16 protein-coding genes are annotated in these 20,234 nt (G+C 32.0%); 11 read left to right on the forward strand and 5 right to left on the reverse strand.

From position 1 onward, the window contains the following. Positions 1–227: 227 nt before the first annotated feature. Positions 228–1,289, reverse strand: coding sequence for an AraC family transcriptional regulator (locus DK508_RS12620; RefSeq protein WP_109301112.1), 1,062 nt, complete (start codon positions 1,287–1,289; stop codon positions 228–230). Positions 1,290–1,490: 201 nt separating this feature from the next. Between DK508_RS12620 and DK508_RS12625 the strand changes: the two genes are divergently transcribed. The 5 genes from DK508_RS12625 to DK508_RS12645 all read left to right on the forward strand — a co-directional run bounded on the left by DK508_RS12625 (position 1,491) and on the right by DK508_RS12645 (position 8,625). Further along, the gene (locus tag DK508_RS12625; protein WP_109301113.1) at positions 1,491–2,264 is read left to right on the forward strand and encodes a TIGR02757 family protein; all 774 of its coding nucleotides are present in this window, start codon (positions 1,491–1,493) and stop codon (positions 2,262–2,264) included. 180 nt (positions 2,265–2,444) lie between these two features. Further along, positions 2,445–3,650 (forward strand): ATP-binding protein, encoded by a 1,206-nt coding sequence (locus DK508_RS12630; protein WP_109301114.1) that lies wholly within the window; start codon positions 2,445–2,447, stop codon positions 3,648–3,650. A gap of 205 nt (positions 3,651–3,855) precedes the next feature. Next, positions 3,856–5,313 carry a phosphatase gene (locus DK508_RS12635; RefSeq protein WP_109301115.1) on the forward strand — a complete coding sequence of 486 codons (1,458 nt, stop codon included), beginning with the start codon at positions 3,856–3,858 and terminating at the stop codon, positions 5,311–5,313. Positions 5,314–5,316: 3 nt separating this feature from the next. Beyond that, positions 5,317–7,134, forward strand: a complete 1,818-nt coding sequence (locus DK508_RS12640; protein WP_109301116.1) for a cytochrome-c peroxidase — start codon at positions 5,317–5,319, stop codon at positions 7,132–7,134. A gap of 282 nt (positions 7,135–7,416) precedes the next feature. Then, entirely contained in the window at positions 7,417–8,625 is a 1,209-nt protein-coding gene (locus DK508_RS12645) for an ATP-binding protein (RefSeq protein WP_109301341.1), read from the forward strand. A 7-nt stretch (positions 8,626–8,632) separates the two neighbouring features. Here the strand turns inward: DK508_RS12645 and DK508_RS12650 are convergent, their stop codons facing one another. Continuing rightward, positions 8,633–10,189: an NAD(P)/FAD-dependent oxidoreductase gene (locus DK508_RS12650; RefSeq protein ID WP_235016404.1), complete on the reverse strand. Its 1,557-nt coding sequence runs from the start codon at positions 10,187–10,189 to the stop codon at positions 8,633–8,635. 237 nt (positions 10,190–10,426) lie between these two features. Here DK508_RS12650 and DK508_RS12655 point away from each other — a divergent pair, with 237 nt between their 5' ends. The 5 genes from DK508_RS12655 to DK508_RS12675 all read left to right on the forward strand — a co-directional run bounded on the left by DK508_RS12655 (position 10,427) and on the right by DK508_RS12675 (position 15,311). Beyond that, a complete protein-coding gene (locus DK508_RS12655; protein ID WP_109301117.1) occupies positions 10,427–10,948 on the forward strand; it encodes a porin family protein in 522 nt (173 codons plus the stop codon). A 146-nt stretch (positions 10,949–11,094) separates the two neighbouring features. Continuing rightward, positions 11,095–13,020, forward strand: a complete 1,926-nt coding sequence (locus tag DK508_RS12660) for a BatA domain-containing protein (protein WP_109301118.1) — start codon at positions 11,095–11,097, stop codon at positions 13,018–13,020. Next, the gene (locus DK508_RS12665; protein WP_109301343.1) at positions 13,017–14,270 is read left to right on the forward strand and encodes a dihydroorotase family protein; all 1,254 of its coding nucleotides are present in this window, start codon (positions 13,017–13,019) and stop codon (positions 14,268–14,270) included. Before DK508_RS12660 ends, DK508_RS12665 begins: the two co-directional genes overlap by 4 nt. Positions 14,271–14,309: 39 nt before the next feature. Next, the gene (locus tag DK508_RS12670; RefSeq protein ID WP_109301119.1) at positions 14,310–14,639 is read left to right on the forward strand and encodes a hypothetical protein; all 330 of its coding nucleotides are present in this window, start codon (positions 14,310–14,312) and stop codon (positions 14,637–14,639) included. A 12-nt stretch (positions 14,640–14,651) separates the two neighbouring features. Next, positions 14,652–15,311 carry an alpha/beta hydrolase gene (locus DK508_RS12675; RefSeq protein WP_109301120.1) on the forward strand — a complete coding sequence of 220 codons (660 nt, stop codon included), beginning with the start codon at positions 14,652–14,654 and terminating at the stop codon, positions 15,309–15,311. Between the two features lie 106 nt (positions 15,312–15,417). Here the strand turns inward: DK508_RS12675 and DK508_RS12680 are convergent, their stop codons facing one another. Continuing rightward, positions 15,418–16,200 (reverse strand): hypothetical protein, encoded by a 783-nt coding sequence (locus DK508_RS12680; RefSeq protein ID WP_109301121.1) that lies wholly within the window; start codon positions 16,198–16,200, stop codon positions 15,418–15,420. A gap of 446 nt (positions 16,201–16,646) precedes the next feature. Beyond that, positions 16,647–19,046 carry a TIM-barrel domain-containing protein gene (locus DK508_RS12685; protein ID WP_109301122.1) on the reverse strand — a complete coding sequence of 800 codons (2,400 nt, stop codon included), beginning with the start codon at positions 19,044–19,046 and terminating at the stop codon, positions 16,647–16,649. A 94-nt stretch (positions 19,047–19,140) separates the two neighbouring features. On the opposite strand from DK508_RS12685, the gene DK508_RS12690 reads away from it, so the two are divergent. Beyond that, positions 19,141–19,341, forward strand: coding sequence for a hypothetical protein (locus DK508_RS12690; protein ID WP_109301123.1), 201 nt, complete (start codon positions 19,141–19,143; stop codon positions 19,339–19,341). Between the two features lie 75 nt (positions 19,342–19,416). Here the strand turns inward: DK508_RS12690 and DK508_RS12695 are convergent, their stop codons facing one another. Then, positions 19,417–20,211: a type 1 glutamine amidotransferase domain-containing protein gene (locus DK508_RS12695; protein ID WP_109301124.1), complete on the reverse strand. Its 795-nt coding sequence runs from the start codon at positions 20,209–20,211 to the stop codon at positions 19,417–19,419. Between the last annotated feature and the right edge of the window lie 23 nt (positions 20,212–20,234).

A 20,234-nucleotide genomic window follows, 5' to 3' on the forward strand; every position in this document is an offset into this window, starting at 1 on the left:
AATAAAAAGTATGTTCCCGATTTATTGCTTTACAAAATGTATGTTTCTTTAGGTATTAATCCTAAGTAAACACCATGTTCTTGGTGTTAGGTAATAGCATATTTTCATAAGTTGAGTTTGTGTAATTAGTTGAGGCTAAATTGAAGAAAAATTACATTCCAAACAACAAAAGGATGTCCATAAACACGATTTGAGACATCTACAATCATGCTTTAAAACACAACATATCAAGCGCTTAATTCCTTAACATAAACAGATGGAGAAACTCCTACAATTTCTTTGAAATTTTTATAAAAAGATGCCCTAGAACTAAATCCTACCTCATTAGCAATAGCCGAAATACTATATTTATCGTATTCTCCAGAACTTAATAAACGTTTAAACTCTTCAACCCTATAGCTATTAATATAATTACTAAAGTTTTTGTTATCTATTCGATTTATAGCCTTAGATATTGATCGCTCGGGTATATTAATATCTTTTGCAAAATTTCTTAAATTAATGTTTGGATCCAAATAACTTTGGTTTTTATAGAGGTATTGTTCAATGTTATGAAGAATACCTTTCAATTCTTTTCTATCTTCTTCAACTTCAGTTTTTGAAGGAATAATATTATCAATATTAATCTGAATGATACTAGCAATCGTAATATAATAAGTACAGAGTAGCGATATGCCACAATATACAAGAGAAACAAATTCTGTTTTGCCCCCTATATTTAAGTATAAATGCCTAAAAACATTTAGGACAATACAACTAATACAAAATACAGTGAGCCATGTTAAAGACTTATATCTTGTATTTGTAAAATGAATTGGTAGTAATGCTTTATGCCGTTGATTAACCCTAATAATCAATATACATATAGTGATGATATAGATTGAGGAAAGAATATGTGTAATCGTGTTAAAACGATACAGAACTAGACTATCATGAAGGTTAGAGTTAATTAATACACCAATAAAAACAAACAGAAGGACCGTAAATTCTATTATTGCCGGTATATAAAAACTAATTTCTGACTTTACCCTCACCCCTGCTGTTTTTAAGGCATATAGAAACAAAAAGTTGATGGTTAAAAAGTCAAACCTTAAAGGAATATAATGCATTGCCGGATGCTGGATTACCTTTGCCAGAAAATAAACTATAATTTCTGTGAACAAGGTGATAAAAACCAAACCAAGGTATTTATTTATATGGTTTTTGTTTGATCTATATAAAAACAATATCAGTAAAATAACTAACGTTTGTAAGCCCAAAATTAAAAACAATGTGTCTCTTGTGTCCATTTTACGATTCTTTAAAAAAACTCACTGACAAATGTGTTATTAGGAAGGTAAAATTATTTAATTATAGCAATCCAACAAAAAATTGTTGTATTCATTACTAAAGTATTAAAAACTGTTATATAATAGAATTTATTGCATTACTATTTGGTTAATTGTAATAGTGTTAATTAATTTTGACCAACTTATAAGCATAACAAAACTTTGAAGAACCTAAGTAAATCAGAACTACAAGAGTTTTTGGATGAGAAAGCTGCTTTTTATGAACAACCCAAGTTTATAGAAACAGACCCTGTTCAAATTCCACATCTATACACTCAAAAAAGAGATATTGAAATTTCAGGATTTCTTACAGCTACAATTTCTTGGGGTAATAGAAAAAGTATTTTAACCAATGCACATCGATTAATGGCGCTTTTGGATAATAGTCCCTATGATTTTGTAATGAATCATAGTTCAGATGATTTAAGCACTTTTGATAGTTTTGTGCATAGAACATTTAACAATATAGATCTTGCCTACTTTATTAAAGGGTTACAGTATATCTATACTAAATATGTAGATATGGAGTCATTTTATATGCAATTTAGCGAAGAGGAGGATTTGCAAAGCGCTATACATCATTTTAAAAAAGAATTCTTTTCTCTGTCGCATCCAGTCAGAACCGAAAAACATATAAGTGACCCGCATAAAAACTCTGCGGCAAAAAGAATTAATATGTTCTTAAGATGGATGGTAAGAGATGCCAAAGCTGGAGTTGACTTGGGTATTTGGAATAATTTATCTCCAGCACAACTTTCATGTCCTTTAGATGTTCATTCTGGTAATGTGGCAAGGAAATTGAGGTTACTTAAACGCAAACAGAATGATGGTAAAGCATTAGCAGAATTGGATCATCAATTAAGACTATTAGATCGTACAGATCCTGTAAAATATGATTATGCATTATTTGGTCTTGGTGTTTTTGAGAAATTTTAAAAAAACATCTTTTTTTAGTTGATAATATCTAGAAATGGACTTAAATTATATACCGAACCATTGCCTTTATTTTTCAATAAATAGACTTAAATGTTAGTTTTTAAACTATTTATCGTCTAAATCCGAATAATTATTTGATTGATAATGAGTCTTTTTGCATTAACAATTTAGAATATAGAAATGATAGCCCCACAGATACCAAAAAATGAATATCAAAGACAAAAAGCCGTAGAGAAATACGGACTTTTAGATACTTTGCCCGAAGAAAGTTTTGACAATATAACTAGATTAATTAGCTATATATGTGATACTCCAATTGCTTTAATCACTTTATTAGATAAAGATCGTAATTTCTTGAAATCACATCTAGGTATTCCTTTTAACGAATCCCCTAGAGAAATATCATTTTGCGGTCATGCTATAAACTCTGATGATGACATAATGATTGTCGAAGATTCAAGAAAGGACGAGAGATTTCATGACAATCCATTAGTAAGTGAGTATGGTGCCATTTTTTATGCTGGAGTTCCGTTAGTCAATAATGATGGATATAAACTAGGCACCTTGTGCGTTTACGATCATAAACCTCGTAAACTCGATTCTAAACAGATAAATGCTATGCTTGATTTATCTAAACAAGTCATGAATTTATATGAGCAAAAGTATAATAATACACAATTAAAAAAATTTCAAACTCATCTTGAGGAACGAAATGAAAACCTGAAAAAATTTGCAAGTATAGTATCTCATGATCTTAAATCTCCTATTTCGAATATTGTTATGCTCACCGAGCTTCTTAAAGAAGAAAATCAGAGTAATTTAAGTGAGGAATCTATTCAATACATAGAATATTTAAGAACTTCATCTCTTTCATTAAGAGATTATGTAGATGGTTTACTACAGTTTTACAAAAGTGACCATACAATTAAGAAAAAAAGAGAGCATATTAACTTATCTGCATTTTTTCTTGAAATTAAGGAATTATCTGCGGCAGCCGTTAATGTCGATTTCGAATATCCTAAGGATAACAACACAACTGTATATGCTAATAAATCGGCTTTACAGCAGGTGTTTCTTAACCTGATAACAAATGCCATAAAATACAATTCTAAAGAGCATATTAAAATTTCAATTTCTTTTGAAGATACTAAGAGTCACTATACTTTTTCTGTAAAGGATAATGGAGATGGCATCTCAGAAAATGATCGGTCTAAAATATTTGAGCTTTTTACAACACTAGGAAAAGAGGATAGGGATGGAAATATGGGTAGCGGTATTGGTTTGGCTACTGTAAAAAGAATTGTAAACTATCTCGACGGAACCATTACCGTTGATTCACAAATAAATGAAGGAAGTGTATTTCATTTTACGGTTTGTAAAGACTAATTGTATAAAGGTCTACTTATTAGAAAAAGGAATCAATTTTGGGTATAATACATCGATGATGTTTAGACTTATTCTAAACAATAATGATTACTTTACATTGAAAACATTAGCGTGATATTTCTTTAATAAACATAAAACATCTTCATAAAGTTGTTGAGGTCTGTCTTGAGTTAAATTTGTGAAAACGAAAAAAACTCACACAATCATGAAAAATTACTTTTTTACTGCAGTGCTTGCGTTTGCAATGATTTTGGCTTCCTGTAATCTTGATGACTATAGCGGACCTACCAAGCCTGGAAATGATGATATTGAATTTAAAAATCACTCTATCTCCCCAGTTTTATTAGAAACAACTTCAGAGTTTTCAGATATAGAAATTTTCAACATTCTTTCTTCAGAAGATACTTACATTCCTGACTTCACGTATGGTTCTATGGCCGACGGTGCAGGATTACTTCGCAATAAAAATGGTACTTATACCTTAATAAATAACATCGAAGCAGATTACTCTGTGGCTAGAATTACACTAGATAAAACTTTTAAGCCTGTTAAAGGAGAACATATTCTTAATGCTGTTGCTACAGCAAATACTGCTCAGTGTTCTGGTTCTTTAATTACACCTCAAGAGCATGGTTTTGGGCCATTATATCTTTCTGGAGGAGAATGGGGAGGAAACTCTAAAGGTGTTTTCGCAACTAATCCAAATAGAGATGCATCTGAAGCTTCGGCAGCAAGAATGTTACCTGCCTTAGGACAATGGTCTACAGAAAATACAGTAGCCTTAAACAAAAGAGCATATCCTGGTAAAACTGTAGTATTTATTGGTGATGATAATAGTAATAATGAAGTTCCTTCTGGTCAACTAGGGATGTATGTAGGTCGAAGAGGTGATCTTGATGGAGGAAAATTATATGGCTTAAAAGTAACTTCTCCTGATATAACATATGAGGTAGACATGAAAGAGGGTGTGGCTTACAGTATCGAGTTTGTAGAACTTAATGAAAGAGATATTGATTTATTGGATGCCGAAGCAAAAGAAAAAGGAGTTATGGGATTCTCTAGATTAGAAGATCTTGACTGGAGAAGAGGTTCTAGACAAAACAACCAAGAATTATACTTTGCAGTAACAGGTAGAGAAAAAGATGGTCTAATTGGAAAAGGAACTATTTCAGGAAGAATTTATAAAGTCATTCTTAACCCAAGAAATCCTTCTGGTCCTGGTAAAATTGTATGTGTCCTTGATGGCGATGTTCCTGGTGGAAAAGCAGAAGCTTTTCACAGTCCTGATAATATTTTAATTACAGAAAATTATGCATACATCCAAGAAGACCCTAATGGAATCTCTAAAGCTACTGCTAATCATTACTCTAGATTATACCAATATGATCTAAATACAGGTACTTTAAAGACTGTATTAGAATGTGATCAAGTAAGAGCTGCATCATTAGGTTATGGTCCTCAGGATAGAATTTGGGAAATCACAGGTATGATTGATATCTCAGAAACTATTGGAGTAGAAGAAACATTCTTATTAATCACTCAAAATCACGGTTGGGAAAGAACAGATGGTACTCCGTTTACAGATCCAACAGCAAATCCTGATTTGGCAAGTAGTCGTAAAGAAGGAAGTATGCTATATGTAGTAAAAGGGTTAGCAAGATAATATATGATTGTTACACATTTATCAACGTATAAAAAAGGGGCTTATTTTGCAATAAGCCTCTTTATCATATTAAGTACTTTATCTTGTTCGAAACAAGAAAAAGCCGAAATAGTACCATATCATGCACAAATGAAAAAGCAATTTATAGAAGATATTTCTATGGCTATTGCCTTTTTAGATAGCTCGGCAAATGACACAGAGCAAATTGAAAAATATTTTTTAAAATCAAGAGTTTATTTTAAAAAAATCGAACCTATACTATCTTCTATAGATTCAGAAAATTATGGTTTTCTCAATCAACCAAATATTCTAAAAGTAGAAGAAGATGATTTTACGGATATTAAAATAAAAAAACCAAGTGGTTATCAGGTATTAGAAGAAAATATCTTTGTAGACAATATCGACTTAACTATTGTAAACAAACATCTAAGTTTAGTTTCGAATCGATTAAAACTAATTAAAGAAAATTGCAATTTTAGTCATTTAAAAACATATCATTTTTTATGGCTACTAAGAAAAGCGATTATTAGAATTGCTGTTACCGGGACTACTGGTTTTGATTCTCCCGTATTAGAAAATTCATTAGAAGAATCAAAGATTGTATACCAAAGTCTTAAGACTTATTTGGCATTATTTGAAAATGAATTTAAAGATATTACGGTTTTTCAGAAATTAAATACCGAGTTGGATAATTCTATACAGGATCTTACGGGTGATTTTAATTCTTTTGACCGGTATACATTCATAAAAAAGCATACGCATAAACAATTAGCGTTATGGAATCTGATCGTGACAGATTGGAATGTTAGTTTTCCTTTCGAATTGGCTATAAAAAACGATGTCAAATCACTCTTTTCTGCAAATACCTTTAATTTGAAGTATTTTTCAGATAGAAACTCAGGTGAAATAACTACAGAAAAAATCGCATTGGGGGAGAAATTGTTTTATGATACAAATTTGTCTTCTAATAAGAACATGAGTTGTGCTACTTGTCATTTACCAGAGAAAGCTTTTACAGATGGATTAAAAATTGGTAAAGGAGTAACTCGTAACACCCCTACCCTCTTATATTCTGGTCTACAAAAGGCTTTTTTCTTTGATAAGAGAGCGGGTAGTCTAGAAGGGCAAATCATAGCTGTAGTTAAAAATGAAAATGAGTTTCATACAGATTTAGAGGCCCTGAAAAAAGTAGTAGAAGAAGACAGTTCGTATATCAAAGCTTATGCTAAGGTGTTTAACAAAACCAAAATCAATAATGCCGATATCAGAAATGCTATAGCTAGTTACATACGTGATCTAAATCCATTTAATTCTAAATTTGATCGCAATATCAATGATTTAGAAAATACGCTAACGCCAAGCGAAATTAAAGGGTTTAACTTGTTTAATGGTAAAGCTAAATGTGCTACATGTCACTTTGCACCACTTTTTAATGGTACTGTTCCTCCTGATTATAAAGAATCTGAAATAGAACTGATTGGTGTACCTAGAGAGAATGATACTATAAATGCAAAAATTAGTGCTGATCTAGGTAGGTATTATGTGTATAATACTCCAGAGAGAAAACACTTCTTTAAAACATCTACAGTACGAAATGCCAGCAAAACCAGCCCTTATATGCATAATGGTGTATATAACACGCTAGAAGAAGTCTTAGATTTTTATAATCGCGGAGGCGGTTCTGGAATTGGTATTGCACAAGATTATCAAACCTTACCTCCAGATAAGTTAAATTTAAACGAACAAGAAATAAAAGATATTATCGCCTTTATGGAATCACTTGAGGATCCAAATGAAAATTATGAAAGCACTAATAAATAGAAACAAAAAACTATCAAAGTGTACATGTTTTTAAATATATCTATGTTGCTTTTATGAACAATCCTGATCTTATATGCTCAACTAATCATTCATATATCATGTTTGTAGAGGGTAACTTAGCTTTACTCTCTACAATTTACTTACCAAAACACCTTTATTATCAATAATTTACGGTTAATACACAAAATAACTACGTAAGTCTGATTAATTAGTAATAATTGATAAATTTTTGTTAATTTTATTATGAATTGTATCATACCTTACAATTCAATTATAATTGGAATGATTTCTACTGCTACACCCATAAATGAAAACTTACGGTTAGGCGCTTTAAAATCTTTGGACATTCTCGATACCAAAACAGAGAAAGAGTTTGATGATATTACTGCTCTGGCTTCTTTTATTTGCGGAACAGAGATCTCTTTGATTTCTCTAGTAGATAACGATAGGCAATGGTTTAAATCCAAATATGGCTTAGATATTTGTGAAACACCTAGAAATGTTTCCTTTTGTGCACACGCTATTCTTGATCCAGATAATGTTATGATTGTTGAAGATGCAAGAAAAGACAAACGTTTTTCTGAAAATCCACTTACCGAAAAAGAAAAATTAGTGATTTTCTATGCAGGGGTACCACTAGTTGACAAAGATGGCTTTGCATTAGGTACCTTATGTGTGATCGATAGTAAGCCAAAAAAACTATCCAAAAGGCAGTTAGATTCTCTAAAAGCATTAGCAAATCAAGTAACATTGCTATTTGAACTTAATAAAAGAACTAGAGATCAAGAAAAAATTCAAAATAAACTCAAGAAACGTAACGAAGCACTAAGAGAATTTGCTCGAGTTATTTCTCATGATCTAAAAATGCCTTTAGCGAATATTATTACTACAACAGATTTACTTAAACTTTTACTCAAAAATAGATTAGATAAAGAAAGCCTTGAGTATTTTGAGTATATAAAATCTTCATCTTTTTCGATGAGTGATTACATAAATGATGTACTCGCCCACTATGAAAGTGAAAGTCTGATCCATAATACTCCCGAAAAGTTTAAGCTAAATGATTTATTACAAGAAATTGTGGATCTATTAAGTATTAAGCCTGATTTTACTATTAATTTTCCCGAAGATGATCCAGTCTTGGAGTGCAATAAATCTGCTCTCAAACAAATTTTCTTCAATCTGATAGGGAATAGTATAAAATATAATGATAAGAAAGAAATCATTGTATCCATAGATAATAGCATGGATGAAAAATTTTATTACTTCAGAATCACTGACAATGGAATGGGTATTCCAAATGATAAATTAGATACTATTTTTGAGCTATTCACCACTGCAAATGCCGAAGACAGAAGTGGTAACAAAGGTAATGGCATAGGCCTCTCTACCGTTAAAAAACTAGTTGAAAACTTAGGTGGATCTATTGAAGTAAGTTCTCAAGAAAAAGTACAAACAATTTTCGATTTTTCAATTAAAAGATCTAATTAATTATCCCTTAAATAATTGTCGCCGCACATGCCTCGGCACATTTTTCACCATCTATGGCAGCAGAAATGATCCCTCCTGCATATCCCGCACCTTCTCCACAAGGATAAAGGCCTTTGATTTGTACATGTTGTAATGTTTTCCAATCTCGAGGGATGCGTACCGGCGAAGAAGTACGGGATTCTGGAGCATGTACCACAGCTTCATTAGTAAGATATCCTTTCATTCTCTGGTCAAATTGCTTAAAACCAGATTGTAAGGTACGATGAATAAATTCTGGAAACACTTGTCCCATATCAACAGAGGTTAAACCAGGTTTATACGAAGTATTGGGTAAATCATTTGATAATTTACCTTCTACCAAATCTACTAACCGCTGTGCAGGAACACGCTGACTCTTACCACCTACTTCCCAGGCCTTTTGCTCAATACTTTTCTGAAAATACATAGCAGATAGTGGACCATATTCCTCAAACGCCTTAAAATCTTCTAATTTAAGCTCTACTACAATACCACTATTTGCTGTTGATTGATCTCTTTTAGAAGGTGACCAACCATTGGTAACTACTTCTCCTGGGTTTGTAGCGCATGGAGCTATTACGCCTCCAGGACACATGCAGAAAGAATACATTCCTCTTCCTCTTACTTGTTTTACTATACTATATGGTGATGGAGGTAAATACGGCCCTCTTGTGGTGCAAGAATATTGAATTTGATCTATCAATTGTTGAGAATGCTCAACACGCACTCCAAGAGCAAAGGGTTTTGCTTCGATTACTATCTTTTTTTGATATAACAACTCAAAAATATCCCTTGCAGAATGCCCCGTAGCAATAATTACTTTATTCGTGGCTATTGTACTCCCATCAAGTAATGTAACACCCTTAACTTCAGAATTCTTAATTTCAAAATCTACAACGCGAGTCTCAAAATGTACTTCACCTCCCCTTTCTATAATCTTTTCGCGAATTGTTGATATAATTTCTGGCAATTTATTCGTACCAATATGTGGGTGCGCTTCTACCAAAATCTGATCTGTAGCTCCAAATCCCACTAATAATTCTAAGATACGATGTACATCTCCTCTTTTTTTTGATCTCGTATATAGCTTTCCATCACTGTATGTTCCTGCTCCTCCTTCACCAAAACAATAATTAGAATCTTCATTAACAATATGATCTCTATTAATGGCTTTAAGATCTCTTCTACGTGTTCTTACATCCTTACCCCGTTCTAGAACAATTGGTTTACAGCCAAGCTCAATACAACGCAAAGCAGCAAATAAACCTGCAGGGCCAGCTCCAATAATTATAATTTCAGGAGCATTTGTAACTTCTGGATAATCGGGTAATTCAATCGGTTGACCTATAAAATCTTCTTGCACATAAACTTTTAGCTTCAAATTTACTTTAATTGCCTTTTGCCGGGCATCGATAGAGCGTTTTACAATCTCGACATAACGTATTTCATCTATAGGAATACTATTTTTGCTAGAAATCATTTGCTTTAATTGCTCGGGATTCGAAGCAATTTCAGGAGAAACTTGTATAGTAAATTCGTGTTGCAAGTTGAATTATATTTTCCAATTTTTGGCGAAGATACAACATTCTTTCTTTTGAAATCGTACTTAAAAAATGATAGAATCCTTGGATTAATCACCTCATTTATATTGTTGAAAGAATGATATTTACTAGGACAAACAACTAAAAAGTATCGACGAAACAACCAATTCTTTTTAAATTTAATGTTTTATTCAACTAATAGTTTATATATTTGAATTCAAACAAACCTTAAATTTACAATTATGAAAAAGCTATTTTTATTAGCAATTGCAGTAATCGGTTTTACATTTACTTCTAGCGCACAAGACATTAAATTAGGTGTAAAAGGTGGAGTTAACTTTGCCAACGTAACAGGAGATGTTGATTTTGATTCCAGAACTGGATTTCATATCGGTGGTGTTCTTCAAATTAGCGTTCTTGAGACTTTTGCTATTCAACCAGAACTTTTATATTCTGCCCAAGGTGCTGAATTAGGTGATATTGATTTTAATATTGATTACCTTAACGTTCCTATTTTGGCTAAGCTTAAATTTGCCAAATTTCTTAGTGTAGAAGCAGGGCCACAGCTTGGTTTCGTTGTTAATGAAGGAGATAATGTAAATGACATCGAAAGTTTTGACTTTAGTGGTGCAGTAGGTGCAGGAGTAGAATTTGGTGCTTTTTTCGGTCAACTAAGATATAATTTTGGTCTTACTGATATTGTTTCTAATGGTGATGCAAAAAATTCGAATTTCCAAGTATCAGTAGGATACTACATTTTCTAGGGTATACATACTATACATATATATAATGGGTGGAAGTATTTACTTCCACCTTTTTTTATGAAATACGAATAAGTTTATTAAAATTAGTTAATGAAGAATCTCAAATCATAAATCTTGTATTATATTTGATAAACTAAAAATTAGGAATGCAGTTTAAACATCCAGAATTTCTTTATGCTCTCTTTGCACTTATAATTCCTATCCTAGTTCATTTATTTCAATTACGTCGTTTTCAAAAAGTTGATTTTACTAACGTACAATTCCTTAAAGCTGTTACTATACAAACTCGAAAAAGTTCTCAGCTTAAAAAGTGGCTTACACTACTTACTCGCCTGTTAATTCTAGCCGCTCTTATAATTGCATTTGCACAGCCTTTTCTGGCTTCGCAAGATATTGTTGGTAAACAAAGTGAAACTATTATTTACCTTGATAACTCTTTTAGCATGCAGGCTAAGGGGGCCAAAGGACCTTTATTGAAACGATCGATTCAAGAAATTCTTAGTGGTTTATCCGAAGAGGAAAATATTTCTATATTTACCAATACCGAAACATTTAGAAACGTTTCAAAAAAAGACATTCAAAACGATTTACTTCAAATAGAATATAGTTCAAATCAGATTCCTTATGGTGCGGCTCATCTAAAAGCGAAACAATTGTTGACCTCTTCTTCAGAAACAATTAAGCGTGTTATAATGGTTTCAGATTTTCAACAAAAAGAAAATCCATTTTCACTACCAACAGATGATAAAACTAGGACTCATTTGGTGCAAATGAAACCTGTTACTCGGCATAATATCGCAATAGATAGTCTTTATCTTCAGCGTAACCTTGATAACGAATTGATGCTGCAAGTACGATTAAGCAATACCGATTCTAATGCAGAAAACACATCAATAGCACTGTATAATGGTGAAAAATTAATTGCAAAAACGGCTGTATCTATTCCCAGAAACAGTAAAATAAGTACAGAATTTCGTTTAGATGAAAATATAAAAATAAATGGAAGAGTTACTCTAGAAGATCCAGCAATTACATTCGATAATTCTAGATATTTTACCATAAATACTCCAGAAAAAATTAAAGTGGTAGCCGTAAATGAGGCTAATGATAGTTTTATAAAGAATATTTTTACTCAAGATGAATTTATCTTAACAAGTAGTTCTACAGCCGAACTTAATTACAATGCAATTTCTAATGCTAATCTTGTAGTCATTAATGAAATCACGCAAATACCTATATCCCTCATAAATGCTCTAAAACCTTTTGTTAATCAAGGAGGTACGATTTGTTTTATTCCAGCTCAGGATGGAGATTTAAATTCGTATCAAGAGTTTATGAACTCCTTTACTGCATTAAACATACTTGCACAAGCACAGCAAGAAAAAAAGATTACGCAAATTAATTTTTCTCACCCCTTATATCTTGGAGTATTTGACAAAAAAGTTACTAATTTTCAATATCCTAAAGTAAATAGCTACTACCCTACCAATGCTTCTAATGTGATTCTTTCTTTTGAGGACAGTAGCCCGTTTTTATACAAAACCAATCGTATTTACGCCTTTACCGCTGCTATAAATAACGAGAATTCGAATTTTAAAAATTCTCCCCTCATTGTACCTACGCTATATAATATCGGAAAACAGAGTTTACAACTCACAGATATATCGTATACCATTGGTCAAAATAACACTTATGATATTCCTATAGCTCTAGGCCAGGACGGAATAGTGTCCTTAGTATCAAATCAAGAAAATATTATTCCCTTACAACAAAGTTTTGCTACTAAGGTTCGTATTACTACAGATGAAGTGCCTACGCGATCTGGTATATATAGTTTGCGAGATAAAAACAAGGTTATCCAGCATGTAAGCTATAATTATGACAGTTCTGAAAGTAATCTGAATTATTATAATTTACAAACAACCTCGGGTTATGAAGTAAATGAATCTGTTTCTGAACTTTTTAATCAAATAAAAGAAGAGACCAGTGTTAATGAACTTTGGAAATGGTTTATTATTTTTGCGCTGATATTTTTACTAGTCGAAATCATATTACTAAAATATTTGAAATGAACTTCTTATTAAAGGCTGCTTATGTAATCGATCCTACATCACCTTTTCATCATCAATCGGTTGATGTTCTTATTGAAAATGGAACTATTACAGATATAAACACCAAAATAAATACTAAAGCCAATATTGAAGAAGTTGTTTTAGATAACCTTCATATATCTCAAGGTTGGTTCGATAGCAGTGTTAGCTTTGGTGAACCGGGATATGAAGAAAGAGAAACGATTATGCATGGTCTTGATGTAGCAGCCAAAAGTGGTTTTACAAGCGTTGCTCTTAACCCAAATACTAATCCTATTACAGATACAAGTGCATCTATAGGTTTTCTTATGAGTAAAGCCTTGCACAGTGCTGTAACGCTACACCCCATAGGATCATTAACAAATAAGTCTGACGGAATTGACATGGCAGAGTTGTATGATATGCAGCAAGAAGGAGCAATTGCTTTTGGAGATTATAAAAAAGCCATACAGAATCCAAACTTATTAAAAATAGCATTATTATACGCTCAAAACTTCGATGGACTGGTTCAATCTTTCCCTCAAAATAATCATATAGCGGGAAAAGGAATGGTAAATGAAGAAGAGCAAAGTACTTTCTTAGGTCTAAAAGGTATTCCCAATATTGCAGAAGAGTTACAAATTGCCCGGGATATTTTCTTACTGGAATATACCGGAGGAAAACTTCATATACCCACAATCTCTACAGCCAAGTCTGTACAATTAATCAAAGAAGCTAAAGCTAAAGGTTTACAAGTAAGTTGTAGTATTACAGTGCATCATCTCGCTCTAACGGATAGCAAGTTATCAAGTTTTGATAGTAATTACAAGGTTTTACCTCCTCTAAGAACTCAAAAAGATGTAGATGCTCTTAAAAAAGGAATTAATGATGGTACAATAGATATGGTAACATCGGATCATCAACCTATGGATATAGAACATAAGAATGTAGAGTTTGATAACGCCAAATACGGTACAACTGGTTTAGAAAGTGCTTTTGGCACATTAAATAATATTTTAGGAATAGAAAAAACAATCGCCATGCTTACCAATGGTAAAACAATTTTTGGGATAAAAAACCATAGTATTGATATTGGTAACGAGGCTAATTTATCTTTATTTAACCCCAAGGGTGATTCAAAGTTTAGAAGAGAACACATACTATCAACATCCAAAAACAGTGCCTTTATGGGCAAAGTTATAAAAGGTACCACTTATGGTATTCTCTCTAACGGAAAAATGGTATTGAAGTAGATTATTCTCTTGGCACTCATAGGAAATAAAAAGTAATATATGCAGTCAGATTACGCTAAACAAGGAAAAACACCAGCGATAGTAGCTTACATAACCATCATTGGTACTATCATCGCTTTTTTTATGAATAATGACACCAAAAACCAGTTTACGAGTTTTCATATACGTCAGGCTCTGGGACTATGGGTTACGTTTTATATATTGATCGCTCTGGCAGGAGTTTTTGGTTCTATCATGATTCATGCAGCTTTTTATATATTTTCGATTGTTCTTATCGTATATGGATTAATTACTGCCATACGAGAGGAACAAAAACCAGTTCCGATTCTTGGGACTTATTTTCAAGATTGGTTTAGTTTTATTAAATAGAATTTAAATTATATGCACACAAAGACATTATCACTACATCATATCATCAAAGAACCAACTATTAAAAAAGAACAAACACCAGTGTTGTTTATGTTTCATGGATATGGTAGTGATGAGAATGACCTTTTCTCTTTTGCAGCTGAGTTACCAGAAGAGTTATGTATAATTTCGGTAAGAGCTCCGTACCCCATGCAACCGCATGGTAATGCATGGTATGCCATCTATTTTGATGCCGCTCAAGGTAAATTTAGTGATGATGAACAAGCCATTTTATCTAGAGATAAAATAGCTGCATTTATTGACGAAGCTGTACAGGTTTATGATTTGGATGCAAATAATGTAACGATATTAGGTTTTAGTCAAGGAACTATTTTGAGTTACGCTGTAGCACTCTCCTATCCTCATAAAATTAAGAACGTAATTGCACTTAGCGGATATCTTAATAAGGATATTTTAAAAGAAAATTACGAACAAAATAATTTTTCTGGAATTAATATCTATTGTTCTCATGGTAGTGTAGATCAGGTAATACCTGTGGATTGGGCTAGAAACGCACCTCTACAACTTGCAGAACTAGGCATACAAACTTCTCTTAATGAATTTCCTGTTGGACATGGAGTTGCACCGCAAAACTTTTATCAATTCAAAGAATGGTTGATTCAACGTATTTAACTTTATGATATCACATACCGCATAAAATATAGAAGCGCCCCTCTATACCTTGTATAAAAGGGACGCAACAATCCAAAACTAATAAAATAATCGTTAAACTTTATGGTTAATTAGCTGGTCGGTAATCTTGTAATATTGGTTTTATTTTTTCTTCTATCGTTTTAGTAATAAATCGCTCTATATCAATTTTGTTCTTCCTTACCATTACGATAGCCAAATTTTTGAAATCTATAGGTACAATACTTAATAGGCCCTTATTGTATTCTTTATTACTGATTTTATTTGTGAAATAGTTGATATACATATTTTCACTAATACTATTAGAAAATTTCTTCTTTACTTCAGCCACTTCAGTGATATTAAAAGGAACACCTATTACATTCTCTTCAATTTCATTCATTCCAAATAAATTTACAATCCTATCTTTTACTTGTGATATATGCTTAGAAGTATCCAAAACAGGGCTAGGATATGTATATTTCCAATATTTACAAGTTGCAGAATAAACGATAGGATTCATAGTAATTCCGACCATAAAAACATTTCTAAACATATTAGACAATTTAGCCTTGATCATTATTCGTAGAATCAAGCCTTTTGGAAAATTAGAACTTCCTCTTTCTTCTTCAATAATTCCGAGACCTAATCGTACATACATATCTTTTTTGTTTTGAGGATGCTTACAAGACATGAAATATGCAATACCAATATCTTTTCTATTCTTTTTCATGATGTAGAGGTCCATAACATCATATTTGGCAAATAATTTTCTAAAACTAAAAATATTAACTTCTTCACTTATCGAGGTCATAAATAATTGATGAACTCTGTTTTCTAATTTAGAATTTTTCCTAATTTCTTTAATACGATAATGTTCAAGTTTCGTCATTTTTTGGGGTTTAAATTGAGTGCGAATTTTGATTAAAAAATCAATAATTTGTATCCTTAATTCTTCACAAATGTAGAAAGTTTACTCCCCAAAAAAAGAGTGTTTCAAGTTAAATCTATTCTTAACATTTAAGTAATAAATGACATTTAACTAATTATTAATCAGTAATTTAAAATATTTTTTTTATTTAAAAATATGGTTTGTACGTATCTATTTTGTTGATAATACCCGAGAATTTTAATACGCAATATTGGGCGTATTATCATATCGATAAAAAAGTGATATTCAAATTGAATTTTTGATAACTAAGTTACGAACAGAATTTATAGACAAGCACAAATATGCGCTCAAGATGATATTAAAACTGTTAAATTATACGGGGCAATAATAGATTGATATATGTTTTTAAAACAATAACATTTTACCTTTTGTAAACAGGTTAATTTCTATAAAAAAATCTCTACCCTTTTTAATTCGTTTACTTGCCAGTCTAAATTTATGTGTAAAGTTTTACTTTTTTCTTCCCAATCAAAAGAAGCTGTTACATCATTAATAATAACAGATTTTGGAGCTGTATTTATATTATGAACAATTATAGCAACACTTTTATTTCTCGAATCAAAACCAACACCCTTTTCTAAAGATAGATCTATAGATAGTTTTTCTGAAGATGTGCTACTCTTAAATCGCAATAGTTCATATTTCCCTTTTTCATAAGCATTAGGAGTTATGCCATCATCATTATACAACTTCCCTGTACTTGTCTTAACAATAGCATCATGAAAATAGTGCAACTTAAAGTTTTGAATTGTATACTTATCCGTAGTTTGTACTGGCTCTACCATAGGAATAAATGACCCCGATTTGACGAATACTGGTATATGATCCTCTACAACTTCAACATTTTTATATGTACCTCCGACATATTTTTGATCCGTAAAAAAATCATACCAATTTGCTCCAGAGGGAAATGGAATATCCATAGAGGCTATTCCCGATTTTACAACAGGCGTTACCAAGAAGTTATTCCCCCATAAATAAGTAAAACTCATCTCGTAAAACTCCTTATTTTCTGGATTTTCAAAAAACAAAGGTCGCATTAGTGGTGTTCCCGTTTGATTATTCTCAAAAGCGATGGTATAATTATAAGGAATCATGCTATATCTAAGATCGATACTCTTTTTTGCAAGTGTACGCGTTTTTGAATCATGAAATACAGGTTCTGGAGCAATATGTTCTTGAGCATGTGGTCTAAAAATAGGCTGAAACACTCCATATTGTAACCATCTTGTGTATAATTCACTATCAAAAGTTTCTCCGCCTGCAAAACCCCCAAGGTCCGAATGCATATACCCTAGCCCTTGCATACCCATAGATAATGCTATTTCAGTTTGTGGTTGTAAACCTCCCCAACTTCTATTTACATCTCCAGACCAAGGGATCATACCAAATCGTTGAGATCCCGAATATCCTGCTCTCATTAATATAAATGGTCTTTGATCTGGGAAATCCTTTTGATACCCTTCTTGAATCAATCTAGCCCAATCATGACCATAAATATTATGTACTTCATCAGCACTTCCTGTGGCATGTAATAAATCAGATGGATGGACTTCCGGCTCTCCAAGATCACCCCACCAACCGGCCACTCCGTAATCTTTACTATATTCTTTATAAATATTCCAGAACCAATCTTTTCCTTTAGGATCATAAATATCTATAATTCCAGTATTACCGAAATAAAAATCATATGTAAATGGATTCCCTATAGAATCTTTACCCAACACCTCGTTTTTTACAGCTTCATCCCATTTTTTTGATGTCGTAAGCACAAAAGGTTCTGTTATCAATACAGTCTTTATTCCTTTATCCTTAAAATCATTGATCATTTGTTTAGGATTAGGAAAAGAATCTTTTAAAAACTCAAGATTACCCATATGCCCTTTAATATCCTTACCAAACCAATAAATATCAAGTATTACCGCATCTAATGGTATACTATCCACGGCAAATTTTTCTACAGTTTCTCTGGTTTCATGTTCTGAGTGATATCCAAAACGACTTGCAAAATTTCCAAAAGCCCACCTTGGTGGTAAAGGTTGTTTTCCTGTTAGGTTAGTATACTGATCTATTAAATCTCTCCAATCATCTCCCGCAACTACCTGATAGGTCTTTCTTCCTCCTATTGTTTCGTAACTTAATGTATTATCCTTTTTACTGTCAATATCAAGAAAACCTATAGGAGCATTATCAAAATGAACAGCATATACTTTTGAAGAAAGTACCAAAGGCATTGTGAAGTTCATAAGTTCAGAATACGTTTCATATCCATAATGAGCCTTATTGTACAATTGCAAGCGCTTTCCTCTTCGATTCATTCCTACTACTCGAGCTCCACCTCCATAAATAACTTCATCTTTATCTAAATTAAAATCTAAAACTTCGGTAGAATCCGTCTTGATATACCCTTTCTTTTCAGAAATTAGCTCCTTTCCTTTATAAGTGTATGAAATATGAAACGGTTCTTTGTTAATATGAACATCAATCCCATTGGTATTAATTGTCAAAACACTGTCATTTTCATGAATCATTGTTTTAGTTTGTAATGGTTTTAATACTACAGCATGAGACTCCTTGTTTTGTGTTTCTCCTTTAGGAATAAATGAAGTTTCTATAATTTTATCCGAATAAATTTTAAATTGATATTTACCATCTCTCTTAAAAACTTCGATATTACCATCTCTATTTTCATAACCTTGGTACGCCCCATCATATTTCTTCTTACAAGATGTAGCAGATGCAATAATAAAAATAACGAATAGGGGAAATAGAAATTTGATATTCATTTTTTGACAAGTATGTGTTTAATTTGAATTAAAATCAAATATAACCGAATCCTCTTAGAATAAAAGTATAGCTATACTTTGAGCCTTAGAATTATTGAATAATCATCAAAACAAGCTATATCCAATAATAATCACAAAAATCTACTACAACGTTTTCGTAAAAGAAACTCTACCCAATGAGTTATATACATGGAATGGAAAATCAGCAAATGGTTCTGAAACTGCTCCTGGAATTTATATCGCTATTATAGAAGTTGATGGTAATCTTTATAAGAAAAAATTGATCAAACGATAAAAAATCATACCTATTTTAAACAAATAAAAAGCTGCCGGGATCAGGCAGCTTTTGTTATAATGCTCTTAATTAGAGTTATAATTTTTTAACCAAAAATTCTGCTACCAATTCTGCAGATGCAGGGTTTTGACCCGTAATTAACAATCCATCTTCTACCGCATAAGGACCCCAATCAGCACCTTTAGAATATATGCCTCCATTTTCCTGAAGCATATTTTCTACCAAAAACGGTACTATTTCTGTTAACTCTACAGCTGCTTCTTCCCCATTAGTAAATCCAGTAACTTTTTTTCCTTTAACCAGAGAAGTTCCATCAGCATTTTTTGTGTTCTTAAAAACCGCAGGAGCATGACAAACTGCAGCAACTGGCTTATTATTATTATAAAAATCTTCAATTAACTTAATAGAAATTTCATCTTCTGCCAAATCCCAAAGTGGTCCGTGGCCACCTGGATAAAATATCGCATCGTAATCAATATGATTTATTTCAGAAAGCTTCAATGTTTTGGTTAATTGATTCTTGACTTCCTGATCTTCATTAAATCGTTTTGTAGACTCTGTTTGAAAGTCTGCCAATTCACTTTTCGGATCAATCGGTGGTTGTCCTCCTTTTGGAGATGCCAAAGTAATATCAAAACCTCTATCTTTTAAATAATAGTAAGGTGTAGCGAATTCTTCTATCCAAAAACCGGTTTTTATTCCTGTATTTCCTAGCTCAGAATGACTAGTTAATACAATGAGTATTTTTTTAGTTTTTGCAGGTTCTTCTTTTTTAGATACTACATGATCTTTTACTTCTTTTTTGTCTGTTTTATTATTTGTACAAGAAGCGAAGGCTACTATTAGTATGGTCAAAGCTATTTTTTTCATATCTCTTTTACTTTATAATTGTA

The organism is Aquimarina sp. AU474, assembly GCF_900312815.1.
Taxonomy (GTDB): domain Bacteria; phylum Bacteroidota; class Bacteroidia; order Flavobacteriales; family Flavobacteriaceae; genus Aquimarina.

Coding starts and splice junctions, on each gene's coding strand:
- DK508_RS12620 (WP_109301112.1), bottom strand. CDS start 1,289: ATGGACACAAGAGACACATTGTTTTTAATTTTGGGCTTACAAACGTTA.
- DK508_RS12630 (WP_109301114.1), top strand. CDS start 2,445: ATGATAGCCCCACAGATACCAAAAAATGAATATCAAAGACAAAAAGCC.
- DK508_RS12635 (WP_109301115.1), top strand. CDS start 3,856: ATGAAAAATTACTTTTTTACTGCAGTGCTTGCGTTTGCAATGATTTTG.
- DK508_RS12640 (WP_109301116.1), top strand. CDS start 5,317: ATGATTGTTACACATTTATCAACGTATAAAAAAGGGGCTTATTTTGCA.
- DK508_RS12645 (WP_109301341.1), top strand. CDS start 7,417: ATGATTTCTACTGCTACACCCATAAATGAAAACTTACGGTTAGGCGCT.
- DK508_RS12655 (WP_109301117.1), top strand. CDS start 10,427: ATGAAAAAGCTATTTTTATTAGCAATTGCAGTAATCGGTTTTACATTT.
- DK508_RS12660 (WP_109301118.1), top strand. CDS start 11,095: ATGCAGTTTAAACATCCAGAATTTCTTTATGCTCTCTTTGCACTTATA.
- DK508_RS12665 (WP_109301343.1), top strand. CDS start 13,017: ATGAACTTCTTATTAAAGGCTGCTTATGTAATCGATCCTACATCACCT.
- DK508_RS12670 (WP_109301119.1), top strand. CDS start 14,310: ATGCAGTCAGATTACGCTAAACAAGGAAAAACACCAGCGATAGTAGCT.
- DK508_RS12675 (WP_109301120.1), top strand. CDS start 14,652: ATGCACACAAAGACATTATCACTACATCATATCATCAAAGAACCAACT.
- DK508_RS12680 (WP_109301121.1), bottom strand. CDS start 16,200: ATGACGAAACTTGAACATTATCGTATTAAAGAAATTAGGAAAAATTCT.
- DK508_RS12685 (WP_109301122.1), bottom strand. CDS start 19,046: ATGAATATCAAATTTCTATTTCCCCTATTCGTTATTTTTATTATTGCA.
- DK508_RS12695 (WP_109301124.1), bottom strand. CDS start 20,211: ATGAAAAAAATAGCTTTGACCATACTAATAGTAGCCTTCGCTTCTTGT.